This window comes from Pseudarthrobacter siccitolerans (assembly GCF_001046895.1).
GTDB lineage: Bacteria > Actinomycetota > Actinomycetes > Actinomycetales > Micrococcaceae > Arthrobacter > Arthrobacter siccitolerans.
The window spans coordinates 101936-127767 of sequence record NZ_CAQI01000025.1 but is presented as its reverse complement, the minus strand read 5'-3'; the positions used below and the strand labels follow the sequence as shown (position 1 = coordinate 127767).

At 66.6% G+C, this 25832-nt stretch carries 31 protein-coding genes, 1 pseudogene and 1 riboswitch; of the genes and pseudogenes, 19 read left to right on the top strand and 13 right to left on the bottom strand.

Features of this window, described 5'->3' with window-relative positions; genetic code table 11:
- Positions 1-2: 2 nt before the first annotated feature.
- Positions 3-992: a DNA adenine methylase gene (locus ARTSIC4J27_RS01080; RefSeq protein WP_200900730.1), complete on the bottom strand. Its 990-nt coding sequence runs from the start codon at positions 990-992 to the stop codon at positions 3-5.
- 312 nt (positions 993-1304) lie between these two features.
- On the opposite strand from ARTSIC4J27_RS01080, the gene ARTSIC4J27_RS01075 reads away from it, so the two are divergent.
- The 5 genes from ARTSIC4J27_RS01075 (at position 1305) to ARTSIC4J27_RS01055 (ending at position 4878) form a co-directional block, all read left to right on the top strand.
- Complete coding sequence (locus ARTSIC4J27_RS01075; protein ID WP_050053357.1) at positions 1305-1898, top strand: SprT family zinc-dependent metalloprotease; 594 nt, start codon at positions 1305-1307, stop codon at positions 1896-1898.
- 38 nt (positions 1899-1936) lie between these two features.
- Entirely contained in the window at positions 1937-2281 is a 345-nt protein-coding gene (locus tag ARTSIC4J27_RS01070) for a hypothetical protein (RefSeq protein WP_050053356.1), read from the top strand.
- A 109-nt stretch (positions 2282-2390) separates the two neighbouring features.
- Complete coding sequence (locus tag ARTSIC4J27_RS01065; RefSeq protein ID WP_050053355.1) at positions 2391-3104, top strand: hypothetical protein; 714 nt, start codon at positions 2391-2393, stop codon at positions 3102-3104.
- Positions 3105-3205: 101 nt separating this feature from the next.
- Positions 3206-4072, top strand: a complete 867-nt coding sequence (locus ARTSIC4J27_RS01060; protein WP_050053354.1) for a DUF4031 domain-containing protein — start codon at positions 3206-3208, stop codon at positions 4070-4072.
- Positions 4069-4878: a 2-phosphosulfolactate phosphatase gene (locus ARTSIC4J27_RS01055; protein ID WP_050053353.1), complete on the top strand. Its 810-nt coding sequence runs from the start codon at positions 4069-4071 to the stop codon at positions 4876-4878. Before ARTSIC4J27_RS01060 ends, ARTSIC4J27_RS01055 begins: the two co-directional genes overlap by 4 nt.
- Before the next feature lie 18 nt (positions 4879-4896).
- On the opposite strand, the gene ARTSIC4J27_RS01050 is transcribed toward ARTSIC4J27_RS01055, so the two are convergent.
- Both ARTSIC4J27_RS01050 and ARTSIC4J27_RS01045 read right to left on the bottom strand, forming a co-directional pair.
- Complete coding sequence (locus ARTSIC4J27_RS01050) at positions 4897-5298, bottom strand: YccF domain-containing protein (RefSeq protein WP_050053352.1); 402 nt, start codon at positions 5296-5298, stop codon at positions 4897-4899.
- 83 nt (positions 5299-5381) lie between these two features.
- Positions 5382-6002, bottom strand: coding sequence for a phosphoribosylanthranilate isomerase (locus ARTSIC4J27_RS01045; protein ID WP_050053351.1), 621 nt, complete (start codon positions 6000-6002; stop codon positions 5382-5384).
- A 107-nt stretch (positions 6003-6109) separates the two neighbouring features.
- On the opposite strand from ARTSIC4J27_RS01045, the gene ARTSIC4J27_RS01040 reads away from it, so the two are divergent.
- The 7 genes from ARTSIC4J27_RS01040 (at position 6110) to ARTSIC4J27_RS01010 (ending at position 10636) form a co-directional block, all read left to right on the top strand.
- A complete protein-coding gene (locus ARTSIC4J27_RS01040) occupies positions 6110-6697 on the top strand; it encodes a HutD/Ves family protein (protein ID WP_050053350.1) in 588 nt (195 codons plus the stop codon).
- Positions 6698-6769: 72 nt separating this feature from the next.
- Positions 6770-7300: a ferritin gene (locus ARTSIC4J27_RS01035; protein WP_050053349.1), complete on the top strand. Its 531-nt coding sequence runs from the start codon at positions 6770-6772 to the stop codon at positions 7298-7300.
- A gap of 84 nt (positions 7301-7384) precedes the next feature.
- Positions 7385-7450: riboswitch (guanidine-III (ykkC-III) riboswitch) on the top strand.
- A gap of 9 nt (positions 7451-7459) precedes the next feature.
- The gene (locus ARTSIC4J27_RS01030) at positions 7460-7783 is read left to right on the top strand and encodes a DMT family transporter (RefSeq protein WP_050053348.1); all 324 of its coding nucleotides are present in this window, start codon (positions 7460-7462) and stop codon (positions 7781-7783) included.
- Positions 7783-8166 carry a DMT family transporter gene (locus ARTSIC4J27_RS01025; protein WP_050053347.1) on the top strand — a complete coding sequence of 128 codons (384 nt, stop codon included), beginning with the start codon at positions 7783-7785 and terminating at the stop codon, positions 8164-8166. Before ARTSIC4J27_RS01030 ends, ARTSIC4J27_RS01025 begins: the two co-directional genes overlap by 1 nt.
- Positions 8167-8289: 123 nt before the next feature.
- Positions 8290-8916, top strand: a complete 627-nt coding sequence (locus tag ARTSIC4J27_RS01020) for a nucleoside/nucleotide kinase family protein (protein ID WP_050053346.1) — start codon at positions 8290-8292, stop codon at positions 8914-8916.
- Positions 8917-8954: 38 nt separating this feature from the next.
- The gene (locus ARTSIC4J27_RS01015; protein ID WP_050053345.1) at positions 8955-9947 is read left to right on the top strand and encodes an aldo/keto reductase; all 993 of its coding nucleotides are present in this window, start codon (positions 8955-8957) and stop codon (positions 9945-9947) included.
- 38 nt (positions 9948-9985) lie between these two features.
- Entirely contained in the window at positions 9986-10636 is a 651-nt protein-coding gene (locus tag ARTSIC4J27_RS01010; RefSeq protein ID WP_050053344.1) for an MBL fold metallo-hydrolase, read from the top strand.
- A gap of 90 nt (positions 10637-10726) precedes the next feature.
- On the opposite strand, the gene ARTSIC4J27_RS01005 is transcribed toward ARTSIC4J27_RS01010, so the two are convergent.
- Entirely contained in the window at positions 10727-12634 is a 1908-nt protein-coding gene (locus tag ARTSIC4J27_RS01005; RefSeq protein ID WP_050053343.1) for a DEAD/DEAH box helicase, read from the bottom strand.
- A 327-nt stretch (positions 12635-12961) separates the two neighbouring features.
- Between ARTSIC4J27_RS01005 and ARTSIC4J27_RS01000 the strand changes: the two genes are divergently transcribed.
- Complete coding sequence (locus ARTSIC4J27_RS01000) at positions 12962-13714, top strand: class I SAM-dependent methyltransferase (RefSeq protein ID WP_050053342.1); 753 nt, start codon at positions 12962-12964, stop codon at positions 13712-13714.
- 73 nt (positions 13715-13787) lie between these two features.
- On the opposite strand, the gene ARTSIC4J27_RS00995 is transcribed toward ARTSIC4J27_RS01000, so the two are convergent.
- From ARTSIC4J27_RS00995 to ARTSIC4J27_RS00985, 3 genes and pseudogenes are all read right to left on the bottom strand, one after another.
- Positions 13788-15233 carry an MFS transporter gene (locus ARTSIC4J27_RS00995; protein ID WP_050053341.1) on the bottom strand — a complete coding sequence of 482 codons (1446 nt, stop codon included), beginning with the start codon at positions 15231-15233 and terminating at the stop codon, positions 13788-13790.
- A gap of 59 nt (positions 15234-15292) precedes the next feature.
- Positions 15293-15448 (bottom strand): annotated as a pseudogene (locus ARTSIC4J27_RS23505) (Lrp/AsnC family transcriptional regulator); the annotation flags it as partial.
- A gap of 56 nt (positions 15449-15504) precedes the next feature.
- Entirely contained in the window at positions 15505-16785 is a 1281-nt protein-coding gene (locus ARTSIC4J27_RS00985) for a CynX/NimT family MFS transporter (RefSeq protein ID WP_050053460.1), read from the bottom strand.
- 184 nt (positions 16786-16969) lie between these two features.
- Between ARTSIC4J27_RS00985 and ARTSIC4J27_RS00980 the strand changes: the two genes are divergently transcribed.
- From ARTSIC4J27_RS00980 to ARTSIC4J27_RS00965, 4 genes are all read left to right on the top strand, one after another.
- Positions 16970-17383, top strand: coding sequence for a hypothetical protein (locus tag ARTSIC4J27_RS00980; RefSeq protein ID WP_050053339.1), 414 nt, complete (start codon positions 16970-16972; stop codon positions 17381-17383).
- A 33-nt stretch (positions 17384-17416) separates the two neighbouring features.
- On the top strand, positions 17417-18340 hold the full coding sequence (gene trmB / locus ARTSIC4J27_RS00975) for a tRNA (guanosine(46)-N7)-methyltransferase TrmB (protein WP_050053338.1): 924 nt from the start codon (positions 17417-17419) through the stop codon (positions 18338-18340).
- Between the two features lie 241 nt (positions 18341-18581).
- Positions 18582-19400: a DUF1206 domain-containing protein gene (locus ARTSIC4J27_RS00970; RefSeq protein WP_083435252.1), complete on the top strand. Its 819-nt coding sequence runs from the start codon at positions 18582-18584 to the stop codon at positions 19398-19400.
- Positions 19401-19477: 77 nt separating this feature from the next.
- The gene (locus ARTSIC4J27_RS00965) at positions 19478-19981 is read left to right on the top strand and encodes an SRPBCC family protein (protein ID WP_050053336.1); all 504 of its coding nucleotides are present in this window, start codon (positions 19478-19480) and stop codon (positions 19979-19981) included.
- Positions 19982-20024: 43 nt separating this feature from the next.
- Here the strand turns inward: ARTSIC4J27_RS00965 and ARTSIC4J27_RS00960 are convergent, their stop codons facing one another.
- Positions 20025-20687, bottom strand: a complete 663-nt coding sequence (locus tag ARTSIC4J27_RS00960) for a zf-HC2 domain-containing protein (protein ID WP_050053335.1) — start codon at positions 20685-20687, stop codon at positions 20025-20027.
- Positions 20684-21184 carry a sigma-70 family RNA polymerase sigma factor gene (locus ARTSIC4J27_RS00955; protein ID WP_050053334.1) on the bottom strand — a complete coding sequence of 167 codons (501 nt, stop codon included), beginning with the start codon at positions 21182-21184 and terminating at the stop codon, positions 20684-20686. The genes ARTSIC4J27_RS00960 and ARTSIC4J27_RS00955 overlap by 4 nt, the downstream gene beginning before the upstream one ends.
- 164 nt (positions 21185-21348) lie before the next feature.
- On the opposite strand from ARTSIC4J27_RS00955, the gene ARTSIC4J27_RS00950 reads away from it, so the two are divergent.
- A complete protein-coding gene (locus tag ARTSIC4J27_RS00950) occupies positions 21349-21915 on the top strand; it encodes a COG4315 family predicted lipoprotein (RefSeq protein ID WP_050053333.1) in 567 nt (188 codons plus the stop codon).
- A 24-nt stretch (positions 21916-21939) separates the two neighbouring features.
- Here the strand turns inward: ARTSIC4J27_RS00950 and ARTSIC4J27_RS00945 are convergent, their stop codons facing one another.
- The 3 genes from ARTSIC4J27_RS00945 to ARTSIC4J27_RS00935 all read right to left on the bottom strand — a co-directional run bounded on the left by ARTSIC4J27_RS00945 (position 21940) and on the right by ARTSIC4J27_RS00935 (position 24033).
- Positions 21940-22683 (bottom strand): hypothetical protein, encoded by a 744-nt coding sequence (locus tag ARTSIC4J27_RS00945; RefSeq protein ID WP_050053332.1) that lies wholly within the window; start codon positions 22681-22683, stop codon positions 21940-21942.
- Positions 22676-23254, bottom strand: coding sequence for an RNA polymerase sigma factor (locus ARTSIC4J27_RS00940; protein ID WP_083435251.1), 579 nt, complete (start codon positions 23252-23254; stop codon positions 22676-22678). Before ARTSIC4J27_RS00940 ends, ARTSIC4J27_RS00945 begins: the two co-directional genes overlap by 8 nt.
- 110 nt (positions 23255-23364) lie before the next feature.
- Positions 23365-24033, bottom strand: a complete 669-nt coding sequence (locus ARTSIC4J27_RS00935) for a hypothetical protein (protein WP_050053331.1) — start codon at positions 24031-24033, stop codon at positions 23365-23367.
- 176 nt (positions 24034-24209) lie between these two features.
- Here ARTSIC4J27_RS00935 and ARTSIC4J27_RS00930 point away from each other — a divergent pair, with 176 nt between their 5' ends.
- Positions 24210-24863 carry a DUF5655 domain-containing protein gene (locus tag ARTSIC4J27_RS00930; RefSeq protein WP_235436470.1) on the top strand — a complete coding sequence of 218 codons (654 nt, stop codon included), beginning with the start codon at positions 24210-24212 and terminating at the stop codon, positions 24861-24863.
- Between the two features lie 34 nt (positions 24864-24897).
- Here the strand turns inward: ARTSIC4J27_RS00930 and ARTSIC4J27_RS00925 are convergent, their stop codons facing one another.
- Positions 24898-25749, bottom strand: coding sequence for a DMP19 family protein (locus tag ARTSIC4J27_RS00925; RefSeq protein WP_050053330.1), 852 nt, complete (start codon positions 25747-25749; stop codon positions 24898-24900).
- Between the last annotated feature and the right edge of the window lie 83 nt (positions 25750-25832).

The window sequence follows — 25832 nt, the reverse complement described above, 5'->3', positions numbered from 1 at the left end:
CCCTAGTCCGTTCCGATGAAGAGGTATTCAACGACGCTGCGCCGGTTGGCCGTCGAATGAGTCCCAAAGTGGTAGGTGTGCGGAATTACTCGGACTTCAACGCTTGACTTCACTTCACCGAGCATTTCTTTCAGGCGGGCTTCGCCCGGCAGTGCATTGGACGAATACGAAAGGACTATTGCCCCGGAATCCCTAAACCGGTCCAGCGTCGCCTCCAGAGCACCTTCGATGGTCCTCTTGTTGGCGAAGAGAGAATGCCGCTTAGGGAGCTTCTTTGTCTTCGTCCAACTCATGATCTCCCGGCCTACCCAGTAGTCGGAAAGACCTTCCAGGAAGTGGTAGCGCTTGGTGTAGTCGGCGTCGTCCGTCGGAGGCGCATACGGAGGATCGAGGTACACAACGTCAAACGACTTCACAGGCACATCACAGACGTCACCGGTGTAGGCGACCTTGTCTCCTTCGCTGGCGAACACAGCGCAGTTGTACTCAGCGGCCCGCTCGCGAAAGTGCTCGCGTAGAGAAAGACGGAGGTCACGCCGACCGTCGTTGTAATGATCCAGGTCGCCCGAAATGGTAAACACCCCACGAGGCTGCTTCCGCGCCGCCGAAAGAATAAGGGCAGCTAGAGCCAGGTCGCGCTCCGGTCCGACCATCGAGTCAATGTGAGACCACGCCGAGTCAAGGAACCGACGGTCCTCCGCCGTGAAAAAGACGTTCTCGAACGTGCTTTGAACAAAGTCTCGATCGTCTGCGGCCGGCCCTGTGATCCTGTCTATGGTTTCGTCGGAAAGGCGGACTGAATCATTCACAATCGCCGCTCGTGCAATAACGCTCGGGAAGGACAGATGGTCGTTCGATGCCACGGAGTAGCCCATAGCCTTAGCCAGATAGCCAACAAACCCTGACCCGCTGAAGGCATCCAGAAAGGTCGATCCGCCCACGTCTGCGAATGCGCGTTCCAGATGCGGCGCAAGCTTGTACTTGGAGCCCATGTACCTTAATCGCGGAAAGTTCGCCGCGAGCCCGCCTTCTCCGCTATTAGTTGAGGCTTGCATAGCGGCGAGGGCCGGAGGCATCCATACTCCCATTCTGTGACATTCCAATAAGCACGGCTCAAAAGTGCGGCCCGCTCTGTTTCCCTCCAGACTATCCCGGACCACCGTCAAAACCGTGCGGGCACCCGGCGCCACTCCGGCGAATTACGCAAGATCACTTCGACGTCCCGACTTGCGTAAGACGCCTTACGTTAGTTACTCTTTAGGCACCACCAGGAACACAAACCCCAACCGCCGAAGGAGCTCACGATGACCGCAAAGTTCAGCACCCGCGAAGAATGGCTTGTAGCCGCCGTCACCGCCCTGGCCCCGCTCTTCGAGGAGCTCGGCGAAACCCTCCCCGAGGTCCGCGTCTCCGTAGGCTGGCCCGGTGGCAACGGTCGCAAGAACTCCGTCATTGGCCAGTGCTGGAGTACGAAGGTCGCCGCCGACAACGTCTCCCAGCTGTTCATCAGCCCGGTCCTCGACGAGGCGGTTCGCGTCCTCGACGTTCTGGCCCACGAACTGATCCACGCAATCGACGATTGCGAGAGCGGCCACAAAGGACGCTTCGCCAAGATCGCTAAGGCCCTGGGCTTGACCGGCAAAATGACCGCCACGGTCGCCGGTGACGAACTGAAGGCCCAGCTTGAAGAGATTGCCGCCGAACTTGGCGACTACCCTCACGCCGCCCTCGTGAACCCCGGCGCCGGCGCCGAAGGCCCGAAAAAGCAGAGCACCCGCATGATGAAGGCGGAATGCCCCGAGGGCTCCGGCTACAAGGTCCGCCTGACCCGCCAGTGGCTCGCCGAGTACGGCGCCCCGATCTGCCCTCACTGTGGCGAGCAAATGCGCGAAGCGTAAAGCGACACCTGAAAGAAACGACGAAAGGAACAGGCAGCATGACCGCATTCATCATCACCAAGGACAAGATCGCCAGCGAGGAGGACCGCGCCGCCCACCCCGAAGGCAAGAGCAACTTCTATGCGAAGGGCATCATTGGGCCCCGCGACGCGAGCGGACGCGACGAGGCCCGTCTCCTGGCCGGGGAGGGCATCCCCTTCCGCCTCCTCGACGACGACGGCGAGGTCTACTACTACGGGCGCCGCCTCGAAGAGTCCGACGCCGACGCAACCTACGCCGGAGAGCGGGAGCTCGCCCCGCTCGACTGCTTCGGAAGTCCGAACGCCGGAGCCGTCATTCAGGAGGAGAAGGACGCGGACGGCAAATGGCGCCCGATCAACTGAAACATTCCCACAGAAGCCCTCAGCCTCACCGCTGGGGGCTTTTTCGTGCCCTGGCGACACACACCTTCACAGTGAGGGATAGCGCGGCGCCACCACTAACCTCTTACCTATGCCCTTCGATCCCCGGCTTATTATCCGCACCATCGGCGAGCTCAGCGAGGGGATCTTTCCGGTAATCGGCCCCACTGTCGATCTCATTGATTTCATGGTGCAGGCTCGCAAGTCCGCCAACGAGCGGAAGCTTGATGCCGCGATCGACAAGCTGTCCACAGACGATCTCTACAAACTGGCTCTCGAATCCGGGTTACCGCCCGACGACAAAGCTCTTCAGGAGCTCGTCAGGACTTATGCCAAGTCGGTAGATGACATGGAGCGGGCAACTGAGGAACTAGATCCTGAGTTACAGGAACCCGCTCGGCGAGTTGTTGAAGCCAACTTCGAATACATCGAGGCGGAGCGAGAGGCCCGAGAAGCTCTTGAAAGCGGCGACACTGTCGCCCATGCCGCCGCAGTACGGAAGCTGGAGCGGATCGACAGGGAGATCCAAACTTTTGAGTTGATGAAGGGCATGCACGATGCCATGAAGCAGTCGGCGGGTACCCTGGCGGAAATCAAGAGCGCCCGAGAGTTGGCCGACCGGGAACAAGCCAGCCAAGCCACGTTCAATAAGAGAATGGCGCTCGTCGCTATTATCGTCGCCGCTGGCTCACTGGGCGCTGCCGTGGTCATGCCGTTCGTGGAGCACTGGGTCTTCCCCGACCAAACCACGGTGATAGTCCAACAGCCCGCCGGAGCGCCTTCCGCGGGCGTCGCTGCCCCATAGAGTGCCTGAGTTTGCGTGCCTCCGGCCCCTGGCGACACGCCCGACCGCGCTAGGATCTAGCAAGGGAAAAACCGCGTGGTTACGGGCCCGGAAAGGATCACTTGATATACATCGACCCGCCGCTCTGGCCTGCCCACGGAACACACTTCTCGCACCTGGTCTCCGACACCTCGCTGGAAGAACTGCACGGTTTCGCTGCGGCCGCGGGGATTCCCGAGCGGGCCTTTGACGGGGACCACTATGACGTGGCGGAGCGCCGCTACGACGATCTGGTGGCGGCCGGCGCGGTACCCGTTGAGGCCCGGGTCCTGGTCCGCAAGCTGATCGGCAGCGGCCTGCGCATTCCGGCCCGCCAGCGGAACAAGTCACTCAAGGTGCCGCTGTTCAACCGGTGGGAGGCCATCATGCCGGGCCACGACGCACTCTTCCTGGACCTCCTGGACCGCTGGAGCGAACCCCACCGCAAGTACCACGGCTGCACTCACCTGCTCTCGGTACTGGAAGCCCTCGATCTGCTGACGGATCCCGCCGACCCGCCCCGCACCGTGCTGTTGGCAGCCTGGTTCCACGACGCCGTCTACCGCGGCGTGGCTGGCCAGGATGAGGAGGAGTCTGCCCGCCTCGCGGAGGATCGGCTGGAGGCAGCGGGCCTTCCCGAGTCCGATGCTGCCGAGGTGGCGCGGCTGGTGCGGCTGACGTCCGGCCACCGCCCGGAGCCAGGGGACCACGACGGCGCCCTCCTCTGTGACGCGGACCTTTCCGTCCTCGGCGGGGAACCCGGCGAATATGCCCGGTACGTGGCGGACGTCCGCCAGGATTACGCGCACATTGGCGACGCCGACTTCGCCGCCGGACGCGCCGCCGTCGTCCGTCAACTGCTGGAACTTGACCCCCTGTTCCACACGCAGCGGGCGAAACAGCTATGGCTGGAGGCAGCACACCGGAACCTGTTGGGCGAACTCGCGTGAACGCCCCCACCTCCAACCCCCGCCACACGGTCACCGCGAGTGCCGCCCACCGGCAGCTGGCCTACACAGTCCGGCTGGAATGGGGGCTCGACGGCGCCAGGACAGTGGCGCCCGGGGCGGACCTCGCCGTGGTGGTTGACGTCCTGTCCTTCAGCACCTGCGTGAGCGTTGCACTGGACCGGGGCGTCGAGGTTTTCCCCTTCCCCTGGAAGGACACCCGGGCGGAGGACTTCGCCGCCCACCACAAGGCCGGGCTGGCAGGTCCCCGCAACGGCGGCGGGCTCAGCCTCTCCCCCGCGAGCCTCCGGGCGGCGGCGTCGCTCGAACGTGTGGTGCTGCCCTCCCCCAACGGTTCCGCACTCTGCCATGAGCTGGCAGGCGAAGTCCCGCTGGTGGCCGCCGTATGCCTGCGCAACGCGGGAGCGACAGCGGATTGGGTGGCAGCGAACCTCCCGCCCGAAGCCGTCATCGCCGTTATTGCCGCCGGCGAGCGGTGGCCGGACGGCACCCTCCGCGCCGCCGTCGAGGACCAGATCGGAGCGGGAGCGTTCATTGCCGGCCTCGCGGCCGCGGGCAAGGGCGGTTACGAGGCAGAGGTGGGCAGGCACGGCTATTCACCGGAGGCCATTGCCGCAGCGGCGGTGTTCGAGGCCGCTGAGCCGCGGCTCCGGGAGATGCTGCACGGGTGTTCCAGCGGGCTAGAGTTGTCAGGCGCGGGCTATGCGGGCGACGTCGACATTGCCGCGGAGCTGGACGACAGTGACGCCGTGGCCATTCTGAAGGACGGCGTGTTCAGCCCGCGCTGAACGTCCCCTTGTTCCTGCCTACCGGTACGTTGCTACAAACGGCGCGTTGGTGGGGACGATCTGCTTGCCCAGCGGCATCAGCGACACCGGGATGAGCTTCAGGTTGGCGATGGCCAGCGGGATGCCGATGATGGTGACGGCCATGGCGAACGCGGTGACCACGTGGCCGATCGCGATCCAGATGCCGGCCACCAGCAGCCAGATGACGTTGCCGAGCAGCGAGAACACTCCTGTGCCGCCCGGCTTGTCCACCACCATCCGGCCGAAGGGCCACAGCGTGTAGGCCGCGATCCTGAACGAGGCAATACCCCACGGGATGGTGACAATCAGCAGGCAGCAGATCACACCGGCCGCGAAATAGCCCAGCGCAAGCCAGAAACCGCCGAAAACCAGCCAGATGATGTTGAGGAGTGTCTTCATCCACCCATTGTGCCCCGCAGGCTCTGACAAAAGGATGGGGGTCTGCCCTGACCGGCCCCTGAACTCCGCCCGGACCGGGTGAACTAAGCCTGAACCCGCGCGGCAGCGCCCTTTGCCGCCTGCACAAACGCGCGGATCTTCGCAAGGTCCTTCACGCCCCGGGACGCTTCAACACCCGAGGAGACATCCACACCCCAGGCATGGGCTGCTGTTGAGGCCCCGCCCACAGTGGCCGGATCCAATCCCCCGGCGAGGAGCCAGTGGCGCCCCTGGAGGACAGGAAGCGCAGCAACGGAAGCGTAATCCCAGGCTTCACCCGAACCGGGCACTGCGGCGTCGATCAGCAGGAGGTCCTCGCCCCAGTCCTCAAACTCGTCTGCAGTGGCACCCATGGTGACTGCCCTGATCAGCTTCATGCCGGCGTCGTGCACCATCACCACGTCCTCACGGGACCGCGGACCGTGCAGCTGGATCCATTCCAGGCCTGCGGCGCGGGCGATCGCAACGGCGTCGGCCACCGGTTCGTGCCGGAACACGCCGATCGGCGAAACCCCGGCAGGGACGCCTGTCAGCAAGGAGGACGCCTGTGACGGCGTTACCACGCGGGGACTGGCTGTCAGCACGAAACCGACGGCGTCAGCCCCGGCATCAACTGCTTCGCGGACTGATTCAGGCGTGCTGAGACCACACACTTTGACGAACATTCCCGGCTCCTTCAGGCTGTTTTCGTGTTGTCCCCCCGGAGGAGAGTAGCAGGGAAGGGGCCAACCCGCGACGCCGGGACCTCCGGCCGGGAACTAGGCTTGGGCGCATGGAAATTATCCGCTTTGCAGACCTCAAGCCCGAGCCCTGGCGCAATGGCGGCGGCACCACCCGCCAACTGGCCAGCCAGCCCGGATCGGCGCAGGACGGGAACTGGGACTGGCGGGTCAGCATCGCGGACGTCACCAAGGCCGGAGACTTCTCCGCTTTCCCCGGGATGGAGCGGGTACTCACAGTGGTGGAGGGCGAACTTCTGCTGCTGAGCGTGGACGGGGCCGAACGCCCGCTGGAGAAGTACCGCCCGTTCCGCTTCCCGGGCGGGGCGAGTACCCATGCTTCCCTTCCGACCGGCGATATCCGGGACCTGAACGTCATCACTCGCGCCGGAAGTTTCAAGGGCTACACGTCCATCATCGAGCTCTCCAAGAAGCGCGCGAAGCCCATCTTCGAGGGCTCGATCGGGATCCTGCTGCAGGGGCAGGCCACGGTTGCCGTGGGGACGGAAGAACCCGAACGGTTGGCACGCTACGACGCCGTGCTGGGCTCCGACACGGATACCCCCGACGTCCTGGGCCGCGGCTTCCTGGCGGTTGTCTCGATTGACCGCGTTGAGGACGGACCCGGCGCGCCGGAGTAGGCCAGCCTCGCCTTTTAGTAGCAGAGCCTTTCCACACTGGCCACTGCCTGCGGCCGAACCTAGACTCGGGCTATGACCACATCATCGTTCAATGCGCTCCTGTCCACCCAGATCGGCAACGAATTCACGGCATCGCAGCAGTACGTTGCGGTGGCCACCTGGTTCGCCAACCAGGACCTCCCCCAGTTGGCCCGCTACTTCTACCGGCAGTCGGTGGAGGAACGGAACCACGCCATGATGATGGTGCAGTACATGCTGGACCGCGACATTGCGTTCACCATTCCGGGTGTCCCTGCCGTCCGCAACGACTTCGCCTCCGTCACCGAACCGCTGGCCCTTGCCCTCCAGCAGGAGAAGGAAGTCACCCGAAACATCGAGGACCTGTTCCGGGCCGCCCGCGGCGAAAACGATGCCCTGGGCGAGCAGTTTATGCTCTGGTTCCTGAAGGAGCAGGTCGAGGAAGTCGCCTCCATGACCACACTGTTGAACATCGCCGAGCGCGCGGACAACCTGTTCGACATCGAGAACTTCATCGCTCGCGAAACCGTCGGCGACGGCGGCCGGGACGCGGCCGCCCCCGTCGCTGCCGGCGGCACCCTGTAGCTTCCTCCGGCGCCGGTTGCCGCATGCTGGTGAGGTTGGGCACCATCGGTGGCCGCTCGGCGTCGGGCGTTGCTACGCTGGAAGCCAAGGCTCCGTACGGGAGCCTCCGGACGACGGTTCAGTACCCGGTACGCGACAAGACTGGCCAAAGGATCTGTCATGTCGTGGTTAATCCTTCTTCTCTCCGGCGCCCTTGAAGCCGTGTGGGCTGCAGCCCTGCACCGCACATTCCAGGCTTCCGGCCGCCGCCGCATCGCGCCCGCTGTGCTGTTCCTGGTTTCCGTTGCAGCCAGCACCGCCGGCCTGGCCATCGCCATGCAGTCCATCCCCACGGGTACGGCCTATGCCGTCTGGGTGGGTGTGGGCGTGGTGCTGACCTCCGCGTACGCCATCGTCACCAAGGTGGAGCGCCCGACGGCGGCACGGCTCCTCCTGCTGTCCGGTATCGCCGCGTGCGTGGTTGGCTTGAAGGTGGTGGCGTGATGCTGCGGCGTTCGATTCCCTGGCTGGTGCTCCTGGTCTCGGCCGTCCTGGAAGCAGTGTGGGCAACGGCCCTGGGCCTGTCCGACGGCTTCAGCAAGCCCTTGCCCACCCTCGTTTTTGCCGTGACGGCAGCCCTCAGCATGCTGGGCCTTGGCGTGTCCATCCGGCACATCCCTTTGGGCACCGCGTATGCCGTGTGGGTCGGGATCGGGGCAGCATTGACGGTGGGCTGGGCCATGGCCACCGGCGTGGAGCCCTTCAGCGTGCTCAAGGTGGTGTTTATCGCCGGGATCGTGGCCTGCGCGGCGGGACTCAAGGCTTTGCCCGGCGGAGCCGACACCCCGGAGCCTGAACCTGCCGCCGCTTCCGCCTCCGGCCGCTGAGTCTCCCCACCTTTCAGGGCGGCCGACGGCGCGTCCCGGCAAACCGCCGTCGGCCGCGCCTTCTCCGAGGCGAAAGGTGGGGAGGTTCGGCGGCCCAACCGGGGTGCGGTCTAGGCTTTTGCCATGAACACCCCCGAGATCACAGAGGCATTGGATGCCCTGAGGGCGAGGATGGTCCCCGGAAGGCGGACCATCCTCGGCATCGCGGGTGCGCCCGGTTCCGGGAAATCCACCTTCGCCGCATGGATCCGGCAGCAGTTTGAGCCCGGCCTGGCCGTGGTGGTGCCCATGGACGGCTTCCACCTCGGCAACGCCATCATCGACGGCACACCGTTGCGGCAGCGCAAGGGTGCCATCGACACGTTCGACGCCGGCGGGTACCTTTCGCTGCTGCGCCGCCTGGTGCGCCGGGACGAGCCGGTGGTCTACGCGCCCGAGTTCCGGCGCGCCATCGACGAGCCCGTTGCCGCGTCCATCGCCATCCCCGCCGACGTTCCGCTCGTCATCACCGAGGGAAACTACCTGCTGGTGGACCAGGAACCGTGGAAAGAGGTCCGGGCACAACTGGACGAGGTGTGGTTTGTGGACACGCCGCAAGCCCTGCGCCTCAGCCGCCTGGTGGAACGGCATATGTCGTTTGGAATGGACTGGGCCGCCGCCGTTGCCTGGGCCAACGGCCCGGACGAGGCGAACGCGGTGCTGATCCAGGCCACCCGGCCGGCGGCGGACCGGATCATCCCCTGGGACTGACGCATCCTGCAACAGGTATTGAAAGAACGGGAGAACCCATGGCAGCAACAGTCCGGCTCGGCGATGGCCTCGATGTCAGCGCGCTCGGTTTCGGCGGGATGGCACTTACACCCGTTTATGGGGAGGTGGATCCGGCGGACGCGCTCCGGACGCTGCATCACGCCGTCGACTCCGGTGTCAGCTTTATTGACACCGCGGATATCTACGGGGGAGGCAGCAACGAGGAACTGATCGCCCGGCTGCTGAAGGAGCGGCGGGACGAGGTCCAGCTGGCCACCAAGTTCGGACTGGTGGGCTCGCCGGCGGACGGGTACACGGACATCCGGGGCGACGCCGGGTACATCCGGCAGGCAGTTGACCGCAGCCTGCAACGGCTGGGCACTGAGGTGATCGACCTCTACTACATGCACCGCCGTGACCTCCGCGTTCCGATTGTGGAAACCGTGGAGGCCATGGCGGAGCTTGTGCAGCAAGGCAAGGTCAAGCACCTTGGGCTGTCCGAGGTGACGGCCCAGGAGCTTGAAGACGCGTCCGCCGTCCACCCCATTGCGGCGGTGCAGAGTGAATGGTCCATCTGGAGCCGCGACGTGGAACGCAACGTTGTTCCTGCCGCGGCCGCCCTGGGGGTGGGTTTTGTGCCGTATTCGCCGCTGGGCCGGGGATTCCTCACCGGCACCGTTGACGCAGCGAACCTGGGCGAGAAGGACTTCCGACGCCGGATCCCCCGCTTCGCCCCGGACGCGGCCAGTGCCAACCAGGCAGTGGTGGCCACCGTGCAGTCAGTGGCTGGCGAACTGGAGGCGACACCCGCCCAGGTGGCCCTGGCCTGGCTGCTCGCCCAGGGCAGGCGGCTGGGCCTGGCTGTGGTCCCCATCCCTGGCACGCGCAAAACGCACCGGATCGACGAAAACCTGGGCGCCCTGTCCCTGGAGCTGACCCCGGCGCAACTGGACGCACTCGCCCAAGCCTCGGACGCCGTCGTCGGCTCCCGCTCGGCGGGTCCCAACTGGGTGTCCGAGGGCCGGGAGTAACGAGGGCCCGCGACCGGGCGGTCCCTAGACTGATGCCTATGGACTCACTGATTTATGACCTGCCTGCGCTGACCATCCGCCGGATTTCCGTCAGCGAGATGGACAACAACGTGTACCTGCTGACCGCCAAAGCCAGCGGTACTCAAGTGCTGATCGACGCCGCGGACGACCTTCCCGCCATCCGGCAGCTGCTGCAGGACGGCGCGGCGGATACCGCGGCTGAACCCCGACTGGCGCTGATCGCCACCACCCACCAGCACTGGGACCACGTCCGGGCGCTGAAGGAACTGGTGGAGGCAACCGGCGCCAGGACCGCAGCCGGAACAGAGGATGCACAGCAACTGCCAGTGACCGTCGATGTGCCGCTGGAGCACGCGGACGTGGCCAACTTCGACGGCTTCGACTTGACGGCGGTCCATCTGCGCGGGCACACGCCGGGCTCAATCGCCTTTGTGTACGAGGACCCGGAAGGTCCAACCCACATTTTCTCCGGCGACTCGCTGTTCCCCGGCGGCGTGGGCAACACGCAGAAGGATCCGGAACGGTTCAGCCAGCTGCTCACCGACGTCACCCAGCGGCTGTTTGGCGCCTACCCGGACTCGGCCATTGTGCACCCGGGCCACGGCAAGGCCACCACCCTTGGCGCCGAGCGCCCGCACCTGAAAGAGTGGCGCGCCCGCGGGTGGTGAAGGGGCATCGAGTGCTCCATAACTGCCGTTGTGAGCCTTCTAAACGGCTGTTGGGGAGCACTCGATGGTGGTGATGTGCCGGGGTGCGGCTTAGCGGCTGCGGCGTTCGTTCGACGCCGGAGCCGAGGCACGGCGCGGGCCGCTGCGGGCGGGACGGCCGGAGCCGCCTCCGTTGCCGCTGTTGCCTGAACCGTAGGATCCGCCGGAGGTTCCACCGGTGTTGGAGGACCAGACGGCCTTGTTGCCGCCGGTTGCGCCTGCACCTGCGGAGCGCTGGCCACCCGTACGGGCACCTGCGCCGGCTGCTGCTGCGCGCTGGCCGGTGGCCGGACGGCCGTTGCGCTGGCCGCCGGAGGAAGCCGGACGGCCTGAGGATGCGGGCCGGCCGGTGCCGCCGCGGGGAGCGTCGCTGCGGGTAACGCGTGACTCTGCACGGCCGTCTGAACCGCGGCCGGCCGATGCACGGCCACCTGCTGCCGGGACGTCGTTGCGGTGCGTCGAAGCGGTGCCGCGGCCACGGGCATTGCGGCGTGCCGCTGCTGCGGCTATGGCACGGTCCTCGTTCTGCTCGGCAACCTTGTCGAATGCTGCACGGGCTTCCGTGCGGCCTTCAAAAGCTGCTGCCCGGCGCTCGGCACGGGGAACATCGGTGCGGGGAGCTTCAGCGGAAACCTTGCCGCGTCCACCGCGGCCGCCGCGTCCACCGGCAACCGGCGAAGCCTGGCGGCGGGCGCGCTTGCGCTCGGCGTTGGCACCGGTGGAGGTGCCGCCGCCCTGCTTGGCGGCCTTGGCTGCCAGGAGGGCAGCGCGGGTCCGCGGGTCAACCTTGTCAGCGATTTCGCCCACAAGCTCGCCCACGATCGGGGACGTGGCGGTGACGCGCTCGAAGCTGACGTCGACGCCGGCGGCCTTCATCAGCTTCTTCACGTCGGTCTGCTGCTCGGGCAGGGTGATGGTTACCACGGTGCCGTCGGAACCGGCACGGGCGGTACGGCCTGAACGGTGCAGGTAGGCCTTGTGCTCGGTGGGCGGATCAACGTGGATGACCAGTTCGACGTCGTCCACGTGAACACCGCGGGCAGCGACGTCGGTGGCCACCAGGACGCGGACGTCGCCGGAGGAGAACTCGGCGAGGTTGCGGTCACGGGCGTTCTGCGACAGGTTGCCGTGCAGGTCCACCGCGGGGATCCCGGCGTCGGTCAGGGTCTTGGCCAGCTTGCGGGCGTGGTGCTTGGTCCGCATAAAGAGGACGCGGCGGCCGGCGCCGGAGGCGAGCTCCACGATCAGCTGCTTCTTGACGGTCTGGTCGTTGACCACCAGTACGTGGTGCTCCATGGTGGTTACCGCGGCCTGCGGGTCATCCACGGAGTGGGTGAGCGGGTTGGACAGGTAGCGCTGGACGATCTTGTCCACGCCGTTGTCCAGGGTGGCGGAGAAGAGCAGGCGCTGGCCCTGGCTGGGGGTCATGTCCATAAGCTTCTTCACCACGGGCAGGAAGCCGAGGTCGGCCATGTGGTCGGCCTCGTCCAGGACGGTGATTTCCACGGCTTCGAGGGTGAGGATGCGCTGGCGGATCAGGTCCTCCAGGCGGCCCGGGCAGGCAATAACAATATCGACGCCGGCGCGCAGGGCCTTCTCCTGGCGCGCCTGGGAGATGCCGCCGTAGATCACGGTGGTGTTCAGGCCGGCGGCCTTGGCCAGCGGCTCGATGGTGGCGTTGATCTGGGTGGCCAGTTCACGGGTTGGTGCCAGCACCAGGCCCATGGGGCGGCCGGGCTTGCGGAAGTACGGGGCTTCGCGCTCGGCCAGGCGTGCCACCAGCGGGATGGCGAAGGCGATGGTCTTGCCGGAGCCGGTGCGGCCGCGGCCCAGGACGTCGCGTCCTGCCAGCGTGTCAGGGAGGGTCTTCACCTGGATGGGGAACGGGGTTTCGATTCCCTGGGCGGTGAGGGTGTCGGCAAGGGCCTTGGGCGTGCCGAGGACAGCAAAAGTAGTCAAAGTCAAAGGTCTTTCAGGCGGTATCCGTGCGGATATCGGCCCCCGGCGCCGGTTGGCCCAGGGGGTTCGCCGAAGAAAAGTCAGGTGATCAACCAGCCTGCTGCCGCTTATTCAAAGCGGCGGCCGGGACCAAATGGAACGCGTTCATCGACGCAGGATGTGCCTCTCACATGAAAAAAGCCCCGTCCCCTAAATGAAGGGGCACATGGGCATCACTGCACATCAAGTTCCACTAGTCTACCATCCCGGCCCCACTCCCTCTTCCCGCCAGCCCTGTCCCCTCCCTGAGGCGTTGCCAACACCGCAGCCGCGGGGCAGGGTTGAGGCATGACGGAACACGCGCCCCACCAGCAGGAACACCAGGCACCGCATGACGCCGGCCCCGGCCTTTCGGGGCACGCTGGCACCGAGGGCGGTCAAGGAATAAGGGACGCAGCCGCCCTGTGGGACGAGCGGTACCGCAGCAAGCCCCAGATCTGGAGCGGCAAGCCGAACCCCCAGCTCGTGCGGGAGGCCGGCGGACTCCGGCCGGGACATGCGCTGGACCTGGGCTGCGGCGAAGGGGCGGACGCGATCTGGCTGGCCCAGCACGGCTGGACCGTCACCGCCGTCGACGTTTCCGCCGTCGCACTGGAACGGGCGCGGGGACACGAGAAGGCGGCACTGGCGCGGGAAAGCGTGCACGCGGCCGAGGGCGCCATCGCCAGCCGGATCCATTGGCAGCAGGCCGACCTTGAGCAGTGGCAGCCAGCGGACGCTTATGACCTGGTGACCTCGCAGTTCCTCCACTCCCAGGAGTTGGCCTGGCAGGGGCCGCTGCGTGCTGCGGCGTCAGCCGTGAAACCCGGCGGGACCCTGCTAGTGGTGGGCCACCACCCGGACCGGTTGCCGCCGTGGGGAGGGGCCCACACCCACCACAACATGTTCTACACGGCTGATGAGCTGGTCCGGGAGCTGGAACTGGACGGCCCGGGGTGGCAGCTGGAAGTGCAGACCAGCCGGGAGCGGCCGGTGACCGGGCCGGAGGGCCAGCAGGCCACCATCGCGGACGTCGTGGTCCGGGCCAGCAAGCTCCCTTAACGACGTTCCTTGGAGTTTTTGTCCACATATGCAGACTTCGAGGGCCTTTAAGTCTGCATATGTGGACAAAAACTCAGGGGGTTTTGGTGGTGACCCGCGGCGCTACTGCCACCGCGGCGGCGGCAAGCACGGCGCACAGTGCAAAGACTCCGGCGAAGGATCCGGCCGTCGTCGTGAAGGCGGCGAAGACGATGCCCGTGGTGGCCAGCGCCAGCGCGCCGCCCAGTGAGTCGGAGATGGACATGGCGGAGCTGTTGAAGCCCTCGTTGTCCTTGCTCGACAGCGCCAGCGTCATCACGCTCAGCCGCGGATAGAGCAGGCCCATGCCGCCGCCGGCGAGGATCCAGCCGGCAATGACGACGGCGGGCGGCCAGTGCAGCGCGGCGGTCGCCAACGCGAGGAGTACAGCCGCGAGGACCATACAGGAGCCGATCCGGACGGCACCCCGGTGGGGCAACCGGGCACCGAGCCGCCCCTGGACTGCCGCAGCGCCCGCCCACGCAACGGCACCGAAGGTGAGGGTAAGGCCCGCAAAGGTGGGTGAAAACGAGTACTGCTCAATCAGCAGGTACGGCAGGTAGACCTCCGCGCCGAAGAACCCGGCTGACGCCAGCCCGCGCACCAGGATCACGCTGGGCAGCCCGCGCCGGGCGGCGAGCGTGCCCCGCGGCACCAAAGGCCGGACGGCCACCAGCGCAATGACGACGGCGGCAACCGCCAGGAGTGCCGGCGCTGCACCGAAGCCGGGGAGGCGGACTTCCCGCGAGAGGTTGAGCCCCAGCACCGCGAGCGCGGCCAGGCTGGCCCAGGCGAGCCGGCCCAGGGCCCACGGCTCGGGTGCCTGTTCCAAAACACCGCCCTGCTCGTGGCCCAGCGATGATTGGCCGGGCGGGGATTGGCCGGGCGAGGATTGGCCGGGTGCCATGTTCCGCAATACGGGGACGATCATTACCAAGGCAGGGATGACCAGTCCCACCACGCCCAGGAAGACCCAGTGCCAGCTGAATACCTGCGCCACCACCCCGGCGGCAAAGGGTCCCACCAGGGAGGGGATCACCCAGGCCGCGGAGAATGCCGCGAAGATCTTGGGGTGCAGCGGCCCGGGGTAGATACGGGCCACCAGCACGTACAGGGCCACGGTCAGGGCTCCGCCGCCCAAGCCCTGCACCAGCCGACCCGCCACCAGCACCGGCATGGAGGCGGCGGTGCCCGCGATCAGCAGGCCCGCCACGAACAGCGCCACGGAGGCGTAGAGCGGAATGGCTGGACCGCGGCGGTCGGACCAGTTCCCGGCCGCCACCATGCCAATCACCCCGGTGGCCAGCGGCCCAGCGAAGGCCAGGGCGTAGAGGTCCGCGCCCTGCAGTTCCCGGCTCACCACCGGCATGATGGTGGTCACCGCCAGGGACTCGAACGCGGCCAGGAAAACAAGCGCGCAGGTGCCGATGGTCACCCACAGGTATGGCCGCTGCAGGATGCCGGAATGGGTGTCTGCCGGTGGAAGGGTGGTGTCGCGCAAGCTATCGGGCCGATCGGTTGTTTGTCTTTCGTGCCAGCTTAGCGGCCGGGTCCGAGGGCCTACCTGGCCCTTGCTACTGCCGCCGGAACTATCACCCGCCCGGTGGCTGTCGAGTCCCGGTTCAGCATCCAGCCCACCCGTTTCACGGTACTGAGCATCACCACACTCTCCACGAGGTCGATGCCCGGGATCCGCTGCTGCAACGCAAGCTCGGCTTCCCCAAGTAAGTAGCAGTATGTGTTGTTATGAGCTCTCATAACAACGCTAACTGCTACCCGGTTTTGTCACCGACGAAGCGGTTCCGTCCGGACCGGTAGCCGAACACGGCCGCGAGCAGCCCCACGGCCAGGAAGAGGACACCGGCGGGGGCGAATGATCCGGTGGCCTGGTGCAGCTGGCCCACCATCAGCGTTCCCGTTGAGCCCAGGCCGTAGCCCACGCCCTGCATCATGCCCGACAGGTGGGCCGCCGTGTGCCCGTCCCGGGTCCGCAGCATGATCATGGTCAGCGCCACCGCTGTCAGGCTGCCCTGTCCCAGTCCCAAGAGTCCCGCCCACACCCAGACCAGCTCCAGCGGCCCGAAGATGCTCAGTGCGAAGCCGCCGCCGGTCATCAGCGCCACCACCGTGTTGATGGCCCGCTGGTCCCGGAACCTTGCCGCCAGCGCCGGTGCGAAGAGCGAGCCGAGCATCTGCAGCACGATACTCACCGACACGATCAGCCCCGCCGTAGCCCCGTCCACGCCCCGTTCGCGGAGGATGGGCGCCAGCCAGGCGAACACGCTGAAGGACATCATGGCCTGCAGCACCATAAAAATGGTGACCTGCCAGGCCACCGGCGAGCGCCACACGTTTACGCCGTCCTTCACTGCCTGGTGCCGCACGGCGCGTTGCCGGACAGCCACGGGAAGGAACAGGAAAAGGACGACGGCGGCGGGCAGCGCCCAGAACCACAGCGCCTGCGTCCACTCCCCCGTCGCCGCGTAGACAGGGTAGGTGAAGCCGGCTCCGAGGGCGGCGGAGGCACAGATAGCTGTGGTGTAAAGCCCGCCCATGAGGCCCAGCCGATGGGGGAAGTCGCGTTTAACGAGCCCCGGCAGGAGCACGTTGCAGAGGGCGATGGCGGCGCCGCAGGCAGCGGTGCCGGCCAGCAGCGCCGGCAGGTGCGGCGGTCCGGCCGGACGGAGCAGGAGCCCTGCCGTGAGGACCGCCATGGCGCCGAGGAGGACGCGTTCGGCGCCGAAGCGTCGTGCCAGCACGGGAGCGAGGGGGGCGAACAGGCCCAGCAGTGTCACCGGGACGGTTGTCAGGACTACGACGGCCCAGCCGGGCAAGGCTGCCTGGGAGGTAATTTCGGGCAGCACGGCCGAGAAACTGGAGAAGACAGTGCGCAGGTTCAGCCCGATCAGGACCAGGCACAGGCCGAGGTAAATGAGGCCCCTTTTGCTTCCTGTCCGGGTTGGTTCCGGCGCCGGCAGTTCATCTATTTCGGCGTCCACCAGGTTGTCCGGCCGGGCCTGTTGTGCCTGTCGGGGGCCCGGCGCGCGATCCATGGAGCGCTGCCTTTTTGCCGCCGCGTCTGTAGCTTCCGTCACCTGCCCATTCTTGCAGGACTGCCGGAGGGACCAGGTTATCCACATAGGGCAAAAGGCGCCTGCTGCGAAGCTCACCGCCTCCATAGGTTGAAACAGTAACCGCACTCCAGGACTGCCGCTCCGGCCCCATCAGAGGAGAGTAATGGATGTTCCGCCACCATCAGCAGATGAGCAACCACAACCTGAAGCGCCCGTTGCTGCGCTGACCAAAGAAGCGGAGACCGGCCAGTACACACGCAAGGCAACCCACAGCGTGACGATGGGGGTCCTTGCCGTTGTCAGCATGATCGTCACTGCTCCGCTGGCCATGTTTGCCATGCTCGGGACCTATCCGTCCGATGGCGGCCCCTCACCGATGCCTTGGGTGACGCCGTTAGTGTTCTTCAGCCTGCCTCTTCTGTTTGCCTTGCCGTCGCTGGTGCTGGCAATTTCCGTCATCAAGAACTCCCCGGACACTTCACCCGCCCGGTCATCGGCGGCCTTTGCCTTATGCGTCTCGGGGCTGGTCTTTGCGCTGGCTTTGGGACCTGCACTGGACCAACTGGGGAACATATGATTCCACCCTTCGGCCGCCGGTATTCTGGAAGGGATGAGCGAATCCCCAGAATCCCCCCAGCCGCAGCATGTCCCGAGGCCCGTAACCCCCGGCACGCAGGCTTCCTATGGCACGTACGGCGGCCGGCCGGTCAGCTTCGTCCGCCGCGGAACCCGCCTTCAGGGGCGCCGGCAGGCGGCCTGGGAACTGCACGCCGAGCGGTGGGCCGTGAACGTCCCCCGCCATGTGGCCAACACCTCCGTCCACCCGGACTACACGTTCGATGCAGAGTCGGAATTCGGCCGGAAGGCGCCCCTCATCGTCGAGATCGGTTCCGGCCTGGGTGACGCCATTTGCCACGCCGCCGAGCAGAATCCGGATACCGATTTCCTCGCCGTGGAGGTCTACACCCCGGGACTCGCAAACACCCTCATCAAAATCAACAGCCGCGGCCTGAGCAACGTGCGCGTGGTTGAAGCCAACGCCCCGGAGGTGCTGGCCACCATGCTTCCGGAGGGCTCGGTCAGCGAACTCTGGGTCTTTTTCCCCGACCCCTGGCACAAGTCGCGGCACCACAAACGGCGCCTCATCCAGCCCGAGTTCGCCGACCTGGCCGCGCGGGCACTGAAAAAGGGCGGGCTTTGGCGGATCGCCACGGACTGGTCCAACTACGCGGTCCACGTCCGCGACGTGCTGGCGGATTCGAAGGACTTCGAGAACCTTCACACCGGCGAGCGCCGCGGACCCGAAAGCCCGCTAACGCAGGTATGGCAGTCGGGCGTGGAGTCAGTGGTGGGAGGAGCGCCTGTCCGGGAAGGCCGCGCACCGGTCAGCACGGAACACACAGGGCCCAACGAGGGCGTGGATGAGACGGGCGGCTGGGCTCCGCGGTTCGAGGGCCGGATCCGGACCAGCTTCGAGGCCAAGGCGCATGAAGCCGGGCGCCTGATCTTCGACCTCTGCTACCGGCGGCGGTAACCCAACGCCCAGGAGCTCGGCTTCGCCGGGTTCAGCCCGCCCCCGTTGTGGAGCATGCCACGGAACAGATCGTGCCACGGAACGGATCGTGCCGCGGAATCCACATGCCGGCGACACTCTTCCACATAGTTTCTCCCGCTGACTGGGCCGGGACAAGGTCCGCGTGGCACGATGGCGGAGTGAGGTGCATGCACCGTTCGCGCTTGCGCGCCGGCATAAAGGAACAGCCATCAAAAGAGAACTGAAGCAGGCCGCGGACGCGGCGGAGAACGTCACCAACTCCCGCACGCTGGAGCTGCTGGCGAGGGCGGGCTTTGCGGCCAGCGGGATCCTGCATCTGCTGGTGGGAGCCATTTCCATCCGGCTCGCCATGGGCGGGACAGGAAATGCCGATTTCAGCGGCGCCGTAGCCGAGCTGGCCACCCAGCCCGCGGGGCCCTTCCTGTTGTGGGCCAGCTTCGTCGCCTGCGCCGGCCTGGCGCTGTGGCAGGCCAGCGATGCCATATTCGATTACAACCGTCTGCCCACCAAGGAAAAGGCCGGGAAGAAGGCCAAGGCGGCAGCGCAGGCCCTCGTGTACGCAGGACTTGCCTTGACGCTGATGTCCTTCGCGCGCGGCACGGGCTCAAGCGGAGACAACCAGCAGACAGCAAGCGACCTCACCGCCTCGCTGATGAAGGCTCCGGGCGGTGTGGCGCTGCTGGTCCTCCTGGGCGCCGGCATCGCCGTGACGGGGGTGGCCTACGGCATCCGCGGTGTGCGGAAATCGTTCGAGAAGCAACTGGCGATGCCCGCAAACCCCACAGCAAGGAAGGCCGTCACAATTCTGGGGATCACCGGCTATGTAGCCAAGGGAACGGTGCTGCTGTTGACCGGCCTGCTGATTGCCATTGCCACCCTTGAGGCACATCCCGAAGAATCGACAGGATTGGATGGCGCCCTGCGGGCACTGCGCGACCAGCCCTTTGGTTTGTATTTCCTGGCAGCCGTGGGCGCGGGACTGATCTGTTACGGCGTCTACATGGTGGTCCGGGCCCGCCTGGCAAAGATGGTCCAGTAGCGCCGCCGGAAGCACGCACTGCCGGAACCGCTGTCCCCAGTCCCGGACGGGCCTGCAGGTGCGCATAGGGTTGGACCATGCCCCAGGTACGCGCCGAACGCTTCATCCGCATCGACCCGGACACCGCCTTCGCCTTCTCCCAGACCACCGGCGCCTTCCGGCTGCAGTGGGATCCGTTCATCGCCGGACAACACTTCCTGGGCGGAGCCGTCACCGCAGGCAAGGGTGTACGCACCCGCACCCGCTCGCGCCTCGGCCTGGTAATGGTGAGCGAGTACGTCTCCTACGCCCCGCCCAAAAACGTCGGCATGACCATGGTGTCCGGCCCCTGGTTCTTCGACAACTTCGGCGGCGGCTGGCGGTTCACCGCGGACAATGGCGGCACGCGGGCAGTCTGGAAGTACACCTTTTCCTGCCGCCCGGCCCTGCTGCGGCCGGTTATGGAGCGGATCGGCACCTGGCTGCTGGGCCGGGAAATCGAGAAACGGATCGAAGCGTTCGCCCGCGCCTGCGAAAACCCGGCCCTGCTGGCGGAGTTCCACGCGCTGGAACCAAACACCACCAACAGGCAGCAGCACTAGCCCCGGGCGCTGCAATCACGGGAGGGCAATCACGGCACGGCAATCACGGCACGGTGATCACGGCAACCGCGTGCTGTGTGCCGTCCCGCAGTTCCACGCTGGAGATGCTGCCCAGCTGGATGGGCGTTGCCCCGGTGACCTTGACCCGGCCGCTGGGGGTGGCCGTCCAGGCGCAGGCGCGGTCCTCCCCGCCGGCGCGGTCCCGTACCCACAGCGACAACGTGCCATCCGATGGGAGGCTGCTGCCGTTCACTGCCAGCTCCGTGCCCCAGGTCTTACGGGCCAAATCGATGCTGAACTGCAGTCCGCCGCTGGACTGCACGGAGTAGGAGGCATCCGGCTGGGGTGCGCGGCTCAGAAGCGGGCTTACGGACAGTCCCACGGCAAGGCAGGCGGCGGCCACTGCGCCCGCCAGCGCTGCCCACCGCCGTCGTACTTGACGACGTCGGCTGGCAAGTTTGGCGAGGAGGGTCACCGGGACTGCGGCTGCGGGCGGAACCGCCACGCCGGACGGAACAGCGGTCAGCGCCACGGCATCCGGCACGGGAACGGCGTCCAGCAGGACGGGCACCTTCTCCAGCCGGGACAGCTCCTCCCGGCATTGCGCACACTCACGGAGGTGGTCTTCGAAGCTCTTCAGGTCAACGGGATCCAGTCCGCCCAGCAGGTAGGCGCCCAGCAGTTGGTGGACCTCGGAGGCGTTCACCGTTCCACCCCCATTTCATCCAGGATTGTCCGCAGGGCCCGCACGGCGTAATAGGCGCGGGACTTCACGGTTCCACTGGGGATGTTCAGCTGCACCGCCGCCTCGTTGACGGTGAAGCGCCGGTAGTGCAGGGCCACCAGGACATCCCGGTGTTCACTGCTGAGGCGGAGCAGCGCTTCCTCGATCAGTACGCGGTTCAAGAGTTCGTCCACCCGCTCCACGGCTTCGGCGTGACCGCTGAGCCCGTCGTCCAGCGCCTCCGCCGGGCGGCGTTGGGCACGGCGGTAATTGTCGATCATGATATTCCTCGCGGTCCGGAACAGGTAGCTGCGGAGGCTGCCGGTGACCTCAGGGGCGTGCTGCCAGACCCGGAGCACGGTTTCCTGCACCACGTCCTCGGCAAGCTGGGGGTCCCGGGAGGCGCTGAGCACAAAGCGGCGGAGGGCCGGGCCGTGTTCGCGGTAAATGGACTCCACGACGTCGTCGTCAAGCGGCATTCGGCGGACCTCCTGTCCCGGCCTCCGCACGGCCCTTCCGCGCTCCCCGGCTGGTACAACGTCCCCGGGCGGGATCTGGTTCAACGTGAACCATTCTTCACCCAGGTGCGTCGTACAGGTTAGCGCCCGGCGACCGGTGCCGGGCAGCACCGAAGGAGCAACCCATGAAACAGCATGTGTTGGGGGCAGGCCTCGCAATCCTGGCCCTGACGGCGGCCCTGACCGGGTGCGCCGGCGGCAGCGGAACCACTCCTGCGGCCACCAGTCCGGCTGTCACTGCAGGCTCCCCGGCTGCCTCGGCGACCGCCCCTGCTGCCTCCGTATCGCCGCCCTCCGCAACGTCATCCTCAACGGCGAGCGCCGGCGTTGACCTGAAGACTGCATCCTCAAGCGCGGGCACCATCGTGGTGGACGCCAAAGGCATGAGCCTCTATTTCTTCACCAAGGACGTCAAGGATTCGGGCACCAGCGCCTGCACCGGCGCCTGCCTGGCGGCCTGGCCGCCGCTCATCACCACCTCTGATACGCCCAAGGTCGAAGGGGTCACCGGGACCGTGGGCACCATCACCACGCCGGAAGGCGCAAAGCAGGTCACCCTGAACGGCATGCCGCTGTACTACTACGCCAAAGATACTAAGGCAGGCGACATCGTGGGCCAGGGCGTCAACGACGTCTGGTACCTGGCGGATCCTTCCGGCGAAATGATCAAGAAGGGCGCTTCCGGGTACTGACCGGAGGCACGCGGGCAGATCATGTCATGGAAGCGGGACAGCCGGCAGCGTCCCCGGCAGGGGAACCTGCGAGGGGACCGGCACCTCCGGTTGCTTGCCCAGGCCGTCGGCGATCTGCCCGGGAATTGCTCCGGGCAGGGTTTCTGAAGCGGGAACTTCCCCGGGCGTTCCCGGGGAAGTTCGCTGGCCATTGGCGTTCTCCGCCGCAGCAGGACCGCCCGACGGCGGCGTGGCCGCGGGGTGCGCTGCGGCGGGGTCCGCCGGGACCGACGCAGGGTCCCCGGTTGGAGTGCCGGCGGGCACTGCAGCGGTAGGGGCCGTGGGCGCAGGGGTGGCGGGCCTGCCCGCCTGATCACCGGCGGGTCCGGCGGAACCGGCGGAACCGGTGATAAAGGAGGTCACGGCCTGGTTGAGCTGCGTGAACGAGTGGCGGATGCCCTGGTCCGATGCTGCGGCAACGGCACCGCCGGCGCCGAGTGATACTGCCACAGACAAGGTGGTGAGGGCGATCCGGCGCTTGGCCCGGCGGCGGGCCGCGAGCTCGTCAACGGGAGCCGCCGGGGCTTGCGCAGCGGGGACTGTTGGTGCTTCAGCGGCGGGCGCGCCGGCCATAAGCGCCAGCACTTCGGCGGAAGGCTGCGGGGCAACGGTGCCCAGCGCCTGGAGCTCCATGAGGACAGGACGGAGCTGGCTGTCGCCGCCCAGGTCTGCTTCCAGCAGCAGCTGGTCCACTGTCCCTTCACGGCGGGATCCTGCGGTGTCACTCATGATTTGCCTGGTTTCTTTTGAGCGTCTGTGCCTTGAGGTTGTGAAGGGCCCTGCGTTGAAGCTGCTTGATGGCTCCTTCGCTTTTGCCCATAATGCCGGCCACCTGTTCGATCGAAAGGTCGGCCACCACGCGCAGGGCGAGCACTTCCTGGTGTTCGTCGCTGAGCCCTTGCAGCATTGCTTCGGCACCGCCGTTCAGCCCTACCGCGTCATCTTCCGCGGAGGGTGTGCTGCGGCTGTCCTCCTGCGGGTCATACGGACTCAGTTGCGGCCGGCGTTCCAGCCGCCGGTAGTGGTCCACCATCCGCGCATGCGCAATCGAGAAGAGCAGTGACTTTGCGCCCTGCAGTCCACCGGCGAGGCCGGTGATTTTTGGGAAGAAAGCCAGGAAAACGTCCTGGGTGACCGCTTCGGGATCGTCCACACCCCGTGCCTTGAGATAGCCCAGCACCGGACCGGCGAAGGTCCGGTAGGCCACGCCGAAGAGCGCTGCCGGGTCGGTTCCGGCGGCGTCATCGAATATGTCGATCTCTTCTTGGGCCAAAGTGTCTGGCACCAGCGGCTCCTCCATCCCGGGGCGGGCCATGCCCGTTCAGGGTTTAGGCTGCGGTCTGCGGGACCGGCGTACTGCGGGAAACGAAGTCGGCGCCGTTTCCCGCAGTACACACTAGCCAAGCGCGCTTAGCGGACGGAAACGGAGGGTGCGTCCACCACGTCGCCGGGTACGGCGGGAACTGCAGGCACGGCAGGAACCGCGGGCTCGCCGTCGACACCCGGAACGGCGGGGACTGCCGGAACAGCGGGCAGCTCAGGACGGTCTACTTCAACCGCGGCGGAGCCGGCTGCTTCGGCGCCTGCCGTGGCGGCGGCGTCAGCCTGGGCCACGACGTCGTCGCAGAAGCTTCCGATGTTCGCTTCGCCCTGCGCGGCAATGGCCAGCGAGGAGAAGCCTTCAGAGGAAGCGTTCAGGCCGCCGTTGGCGAAGGCGGTGCAAAGGCCGAGGGATGCAGCGCCCGCTGCATCAACCACGGTGCCGGCCGCAGCGGAAACGGAAGCCTGGGCGGCGACGTTCTCGTCTGAAACAGTGGCGTCACCGGCGGCTTCGGCATCCGCGTCGGCGGAGACGTTGGCTGCGGCGTCTGCAGCGGCATCGGCGGCTGCCTGGCCCTCGGCTGCTTCAGCTGCAAGCTTCGGGGCCGGCGCGCCGAAGAGGTCGTGTGCGCTCTGCTGTACCTCGGTGGGGAGGACACCGGTAACAGCCGCGGCTCCGGTACCGCCGACGGCGATGGTGCCGGCTGCCAGTACTCCGGCGGCGACTTTGCTGGTGGCGAGGACGGTGAACAACGACATAAAAAACTCCAAAACCTAGACAACACGTTCGATTCGGGCCCGGCGGGCAGGCCCATCACCTCCTACATCGCCGAGGACGGCGGAAAGGTTACGGCACGCACAATGTTTTTTTCGGCGTCGGGGCCGGGGGCAGCGTGCAGGCGGGGAGGCAGGCCCGGCGGGGCTACGATCGGAGCATGGCCGCAACCCCCATGCCCACAACCCCCGAGCCGCAGAAAAGAGCCGGCACATGGCAGCTGATGGTGGACAACAACAAAGCCCTCCTGATGCGCAAGACCGGCAAGGACACCGCGTACTGGGCCGCGAAGGCCCGCGCCGCCGGCATCCACAACGACGCCGGGCTCCGCGCGTGGATGCGTGACGAATTCGGAGTGACCGGGTACGCCCAGTACGCGGTGTCCTGGGAAATGTTCGGTTACCCCGACTTTATGCTCCGCGATGCCGACGAGCTGATTGACGGACAGTACGCGAACCATCCGCACCTGAGGCCTATCGCCGACGCAATCCTGACGTGGGCAGCTGCCACCGAAGGCGTCGGCATCCAGATGCGGAAGGGCTACGTATCGCTCCACAGCCGGCGGCGGAAATTTGCCCAGGTCACCAGGACCACGAACAACGCAGTGGACGTGACCCTCCGGTTCGGTGCCGCTGTGCCCGGCGGTTCTGTACCCGATGCCTTGGCGGAAAGCCGGATCGAAGCGGTCAAGACCCGGGCCGACGATCCGTTCACCCGCCGGGTCCGCCTCACCTCCGAGGATCAGGTGGATGACGGACTGCTCGCGATCCTGGCAGCAGCACTGGAGCAGAACAGCTGGCAGGACAACCAGTAGCCCGCAGCGCGCTGCCGGCCCCCCGCCGGACCGGCTAGGCGTCGATCATTGCTCCGTCGGCTTCCTCGAACTCCACCGCCGCCACGATCTCCTGGGTTTCGGGGTTGATCATAAAGGCCTCGTCGTCGTCCTCGACCATAAGGAAGTCGCCGTGGTCGGTGGAGAAGTGCCAGGCGAGGGTCTTGTCGCCGTCGTGCACGTAGTTGGGATCGCCCATGGTGATCTTAATGAGCTCGTATCCGGCGATGCTGCAGAGTTCGCGGATGATGATCTCAAAGTCCGGGGCATCCTCCAGGGCCTCGGCGTCCGCTTGCGCCTGGCGTTCCGGCAGATCCGGGATCTGGCTGGCGAGACGCTCGATGCAGGCGCCGATCTCCTCGTCGTCCAGCACCAGCAGTTCGGCCTGGCCGCGGAGCCATGCCGCGTTGAGGGAGGTGATGTTTTCGCTCTCCAGCAGTTCCTCGAACTCGCCGTCGAGCTCCTCCATCCGGAGGACGCCGTCGGGCGTTTCCTCGGAGTCGTCCAGGCCGCCGTCGAGGTAGTGCTCCTCGTCTTCCTCGGACAGGCCATCGAAGGCCTCAACGGCACGGTTGAAGAGGTCGAGGTGGGCGGTTGCGCCCATTCCCGCCATGCCTTCGCGGATCAGGGTGTCCGTTTCGGACCGGTCGACGGCGGTGAACACGTACTGCGCAAAGCCGCCCTCCAGTGCCTGGCTGAGGTAGAAGTCCACGTAGTAGCTGCGCACCGCGACAGGTGACATCTCCTCGGTGCGGAGCAGGGCGGTATGCATGGCATCCACGATGGCGACATTGGCTTCCACCACGTCCTCGTCGTTTGAAGCGATGCTGCTGCTGGTCAGGACGACGGGCTGCTGGCTGGTGATCATGGCAATCCTCACTGCTGTCGCGGGTGGTGCTCGAACGCTTTTCACGCTACGTCCGCGAGGCACCCAAGGCGTTGAGGGGGAAA

What these genes read in the sequence shown, in the direction of transcription:
- ARTSIC4J27_RS01000 (WP_050053342.1), top strand. Translation starts at nt 12,962, where the DNA reads ATGACGGAACACGCGCCCCACCAGCAGGAACACCAGGCACCGCATGAC.
- ARTSIC4J27_RS00925 (WP_050053330.1), bottom strand. Translation starts at nt 25,749, where the DNA reads ATGATCACCAGCCAGCAGCCCGTCGTCCTGACCAGCAGCAGCATCGCT.
- ARTSIC4J27_RS01065 (WP_050053355.1), top strand. Translation starts at nt 2,391, where the DNA reads ATGCCCTTCGATCCCCGGCTTATTATCCGCACCATCGGCGAGCTCAGC.
- ARTSIC4J27_RS01080 (WP_200900730.1), bottom strand. Translation starts at nt 992, where the DNA reads ATGGGCTCCAAGTACAAGCTTGCGCCGCATCTGGAACGCGCATTCGCA.
- ARTSIC4J27_RS00930 (WP_235436470.1), top strand. Translation starts at nt 24,210, where the DNA reads ATGGCCGCAACCCCCATGCCCACAACCCCCGAGCCGCAGAAAAGAGCC.
- ARTSIC4J27_RS01010 (WP_050053344.1), top strand. Translation starts at nt 9,986, where the DNA reads ATGGACTCACTGATTTATGACCTGCCTGCGCTGACCATCCGCCGGATT.
- ARTSIC4J27_RS01040 (WP_050053350.1), top strand. Translation starts at nt 6,110, where the DNA reads ATGGAAATTATCCGCTTTGCAGACCTCAAGCCCGAGCCCTGGCGCAAT.
- ARTSIC4J27_RS01050 (WP_050053352.1), bottom strand. Translation starts at nt 5,298, where the DNA reads ATGAAGACACTCCTCAACATCATCTGGCTGGTTTTCGGCGGTTTCTGG.
- ARTSIC4J27_RS00955 (WP_050053334.1), bottom strand. Translation starts at nt 21,184, where the DNA reads ATGCCGCTTGACGACGACGTCGTGGAGTCCATTTACCGCGAACACGGC.
- ARTSIC4J27_RS00935 (WP_050053331.1), bottom strand. Translation starts at nt 24,033, where the DNA reads ATGTCGTTGTTCACCGTCCTCGCCACCAGCAAAGTCGCCGCCGGAGTA.
- ARTSIC4J27_RS01015 (WP_050053345.1), top strand. Translation starts at nt 8,955, where the DNA reads ATGGCAGCAACAGTCCGGCTCGGCGATGGCCTCGATGTCAGCGCGCTC.
- ARTSIC4J27_RS00940 (WP_083435251.1), bottom strand. Translation starts at nt 23,254, where the DNA reads ATGGAGGAGCCGCTGGTGCCAGACACTTTGGCCCAAGAAGAGATCGAC.
- ARTSIC4J27_RS00985 (WP_050053460.1), bottom strand. Translation starts at nt 16,785, where the DNA reads ATGGATCGCGCGCCGGGCCCCCGACAGGCACAACAGGCCCGGCCGGAC.
- trmB (WP_050053338.1), top strand. Translation starts at nt 17,417, where the DNA reads ATGAGCGAATCCCCAGAATCCCCCCAGCCGCAGCATGTCCCGAGGCCC.
- ARTSIC4J27_RS01070 (WP_050053356.1), top strand. Translation starts at nt 1,937, where the DNA reads ATGACCGCATTCATCATCACCAAGGACAAGATCGCCAGCGAGGAGGAC.
- ARTSIC4J27_RS00950 (WP_050053333.1), top strand. Translation starts at nt 21,349, where the DNA reads ATGAAACAGCATGTGTTGGGGGCAGGCCTCGCAATCCTGGCCCTGACG.
- ARTSIC4J27_RS00945 (WP_050053332.1), bottom strand. Translation starts at nt 22,683, where the DNA reads ATGAGTGACACCGCAGGATCCCGCCGTGAAGGGACAGTGGACCAGCTG.
- ARTSIC4J27_RS00965 (WP_050053336.1), top strand. Translation starts at nt 19,478, where the DNA reads ATGCCCCAGGTACGCGCCGAACGCTTCATCCGCATCGACCCGGACACC.
- ARTSIC4J27_RS01020 (WP_050053346.1), top strand. Translation starts at nt 8,290, where the DNA reads ATGAACACCCCCGAGATCACAGAGGCATTGGATGCCCTGAGGGCGAGG.
- ARTSIC4J27_RS00980 (WP_050053339.1), top strand. Translation starts at nt 16,970, where the DNA reads ATGGATGTTCCGCCACCATCAGCAGATGAGCAACCACAACCTGAAGCG.
- ARTSIC4J27_RS01075 (WP_050053357.1), top strand. Translation starts at nt 1,305, where the DNA reads ATGACCGCAAAGTTCAGCACCCGCGAAGAATGGCTTGTAGCCGCCGTC.
- ARTSIC4J27_RS01030 (WP_050053348.1), top strand. Translation starts at nt 7,460, where the DNA reads ATGTCGTGGTTAATCCTTCTTCTCTCCGGCGCCCTTGAAGCCGTGTGG.
- ARTSIC4J27_RS01035 (WP_050053349.1), top strand. Translation starts at nt 6,770, where the DNA reads ATGACCACATCATCGTTCAATGCGCTCCTGTCCACCCAGATCGGCAAC.
- ARTSIC4J27_RS01045 (WP_050053351.1), bottom strand. Translation starts at nt 6,002, where the DNA reads ATGTTCGTCAAAGTGTGTGGTCTCAGCACGCCTGAATCAGTCCGCGAA.
- ARTSIC4J27_RS01025 (WP_050053347.1), top strand. Translation starts at nt 7,783, where the DNA reads ATGCTGCGGCGTTCGATTCCCTGGCTGGTGCTCCTGGTCTCGGCCGTC.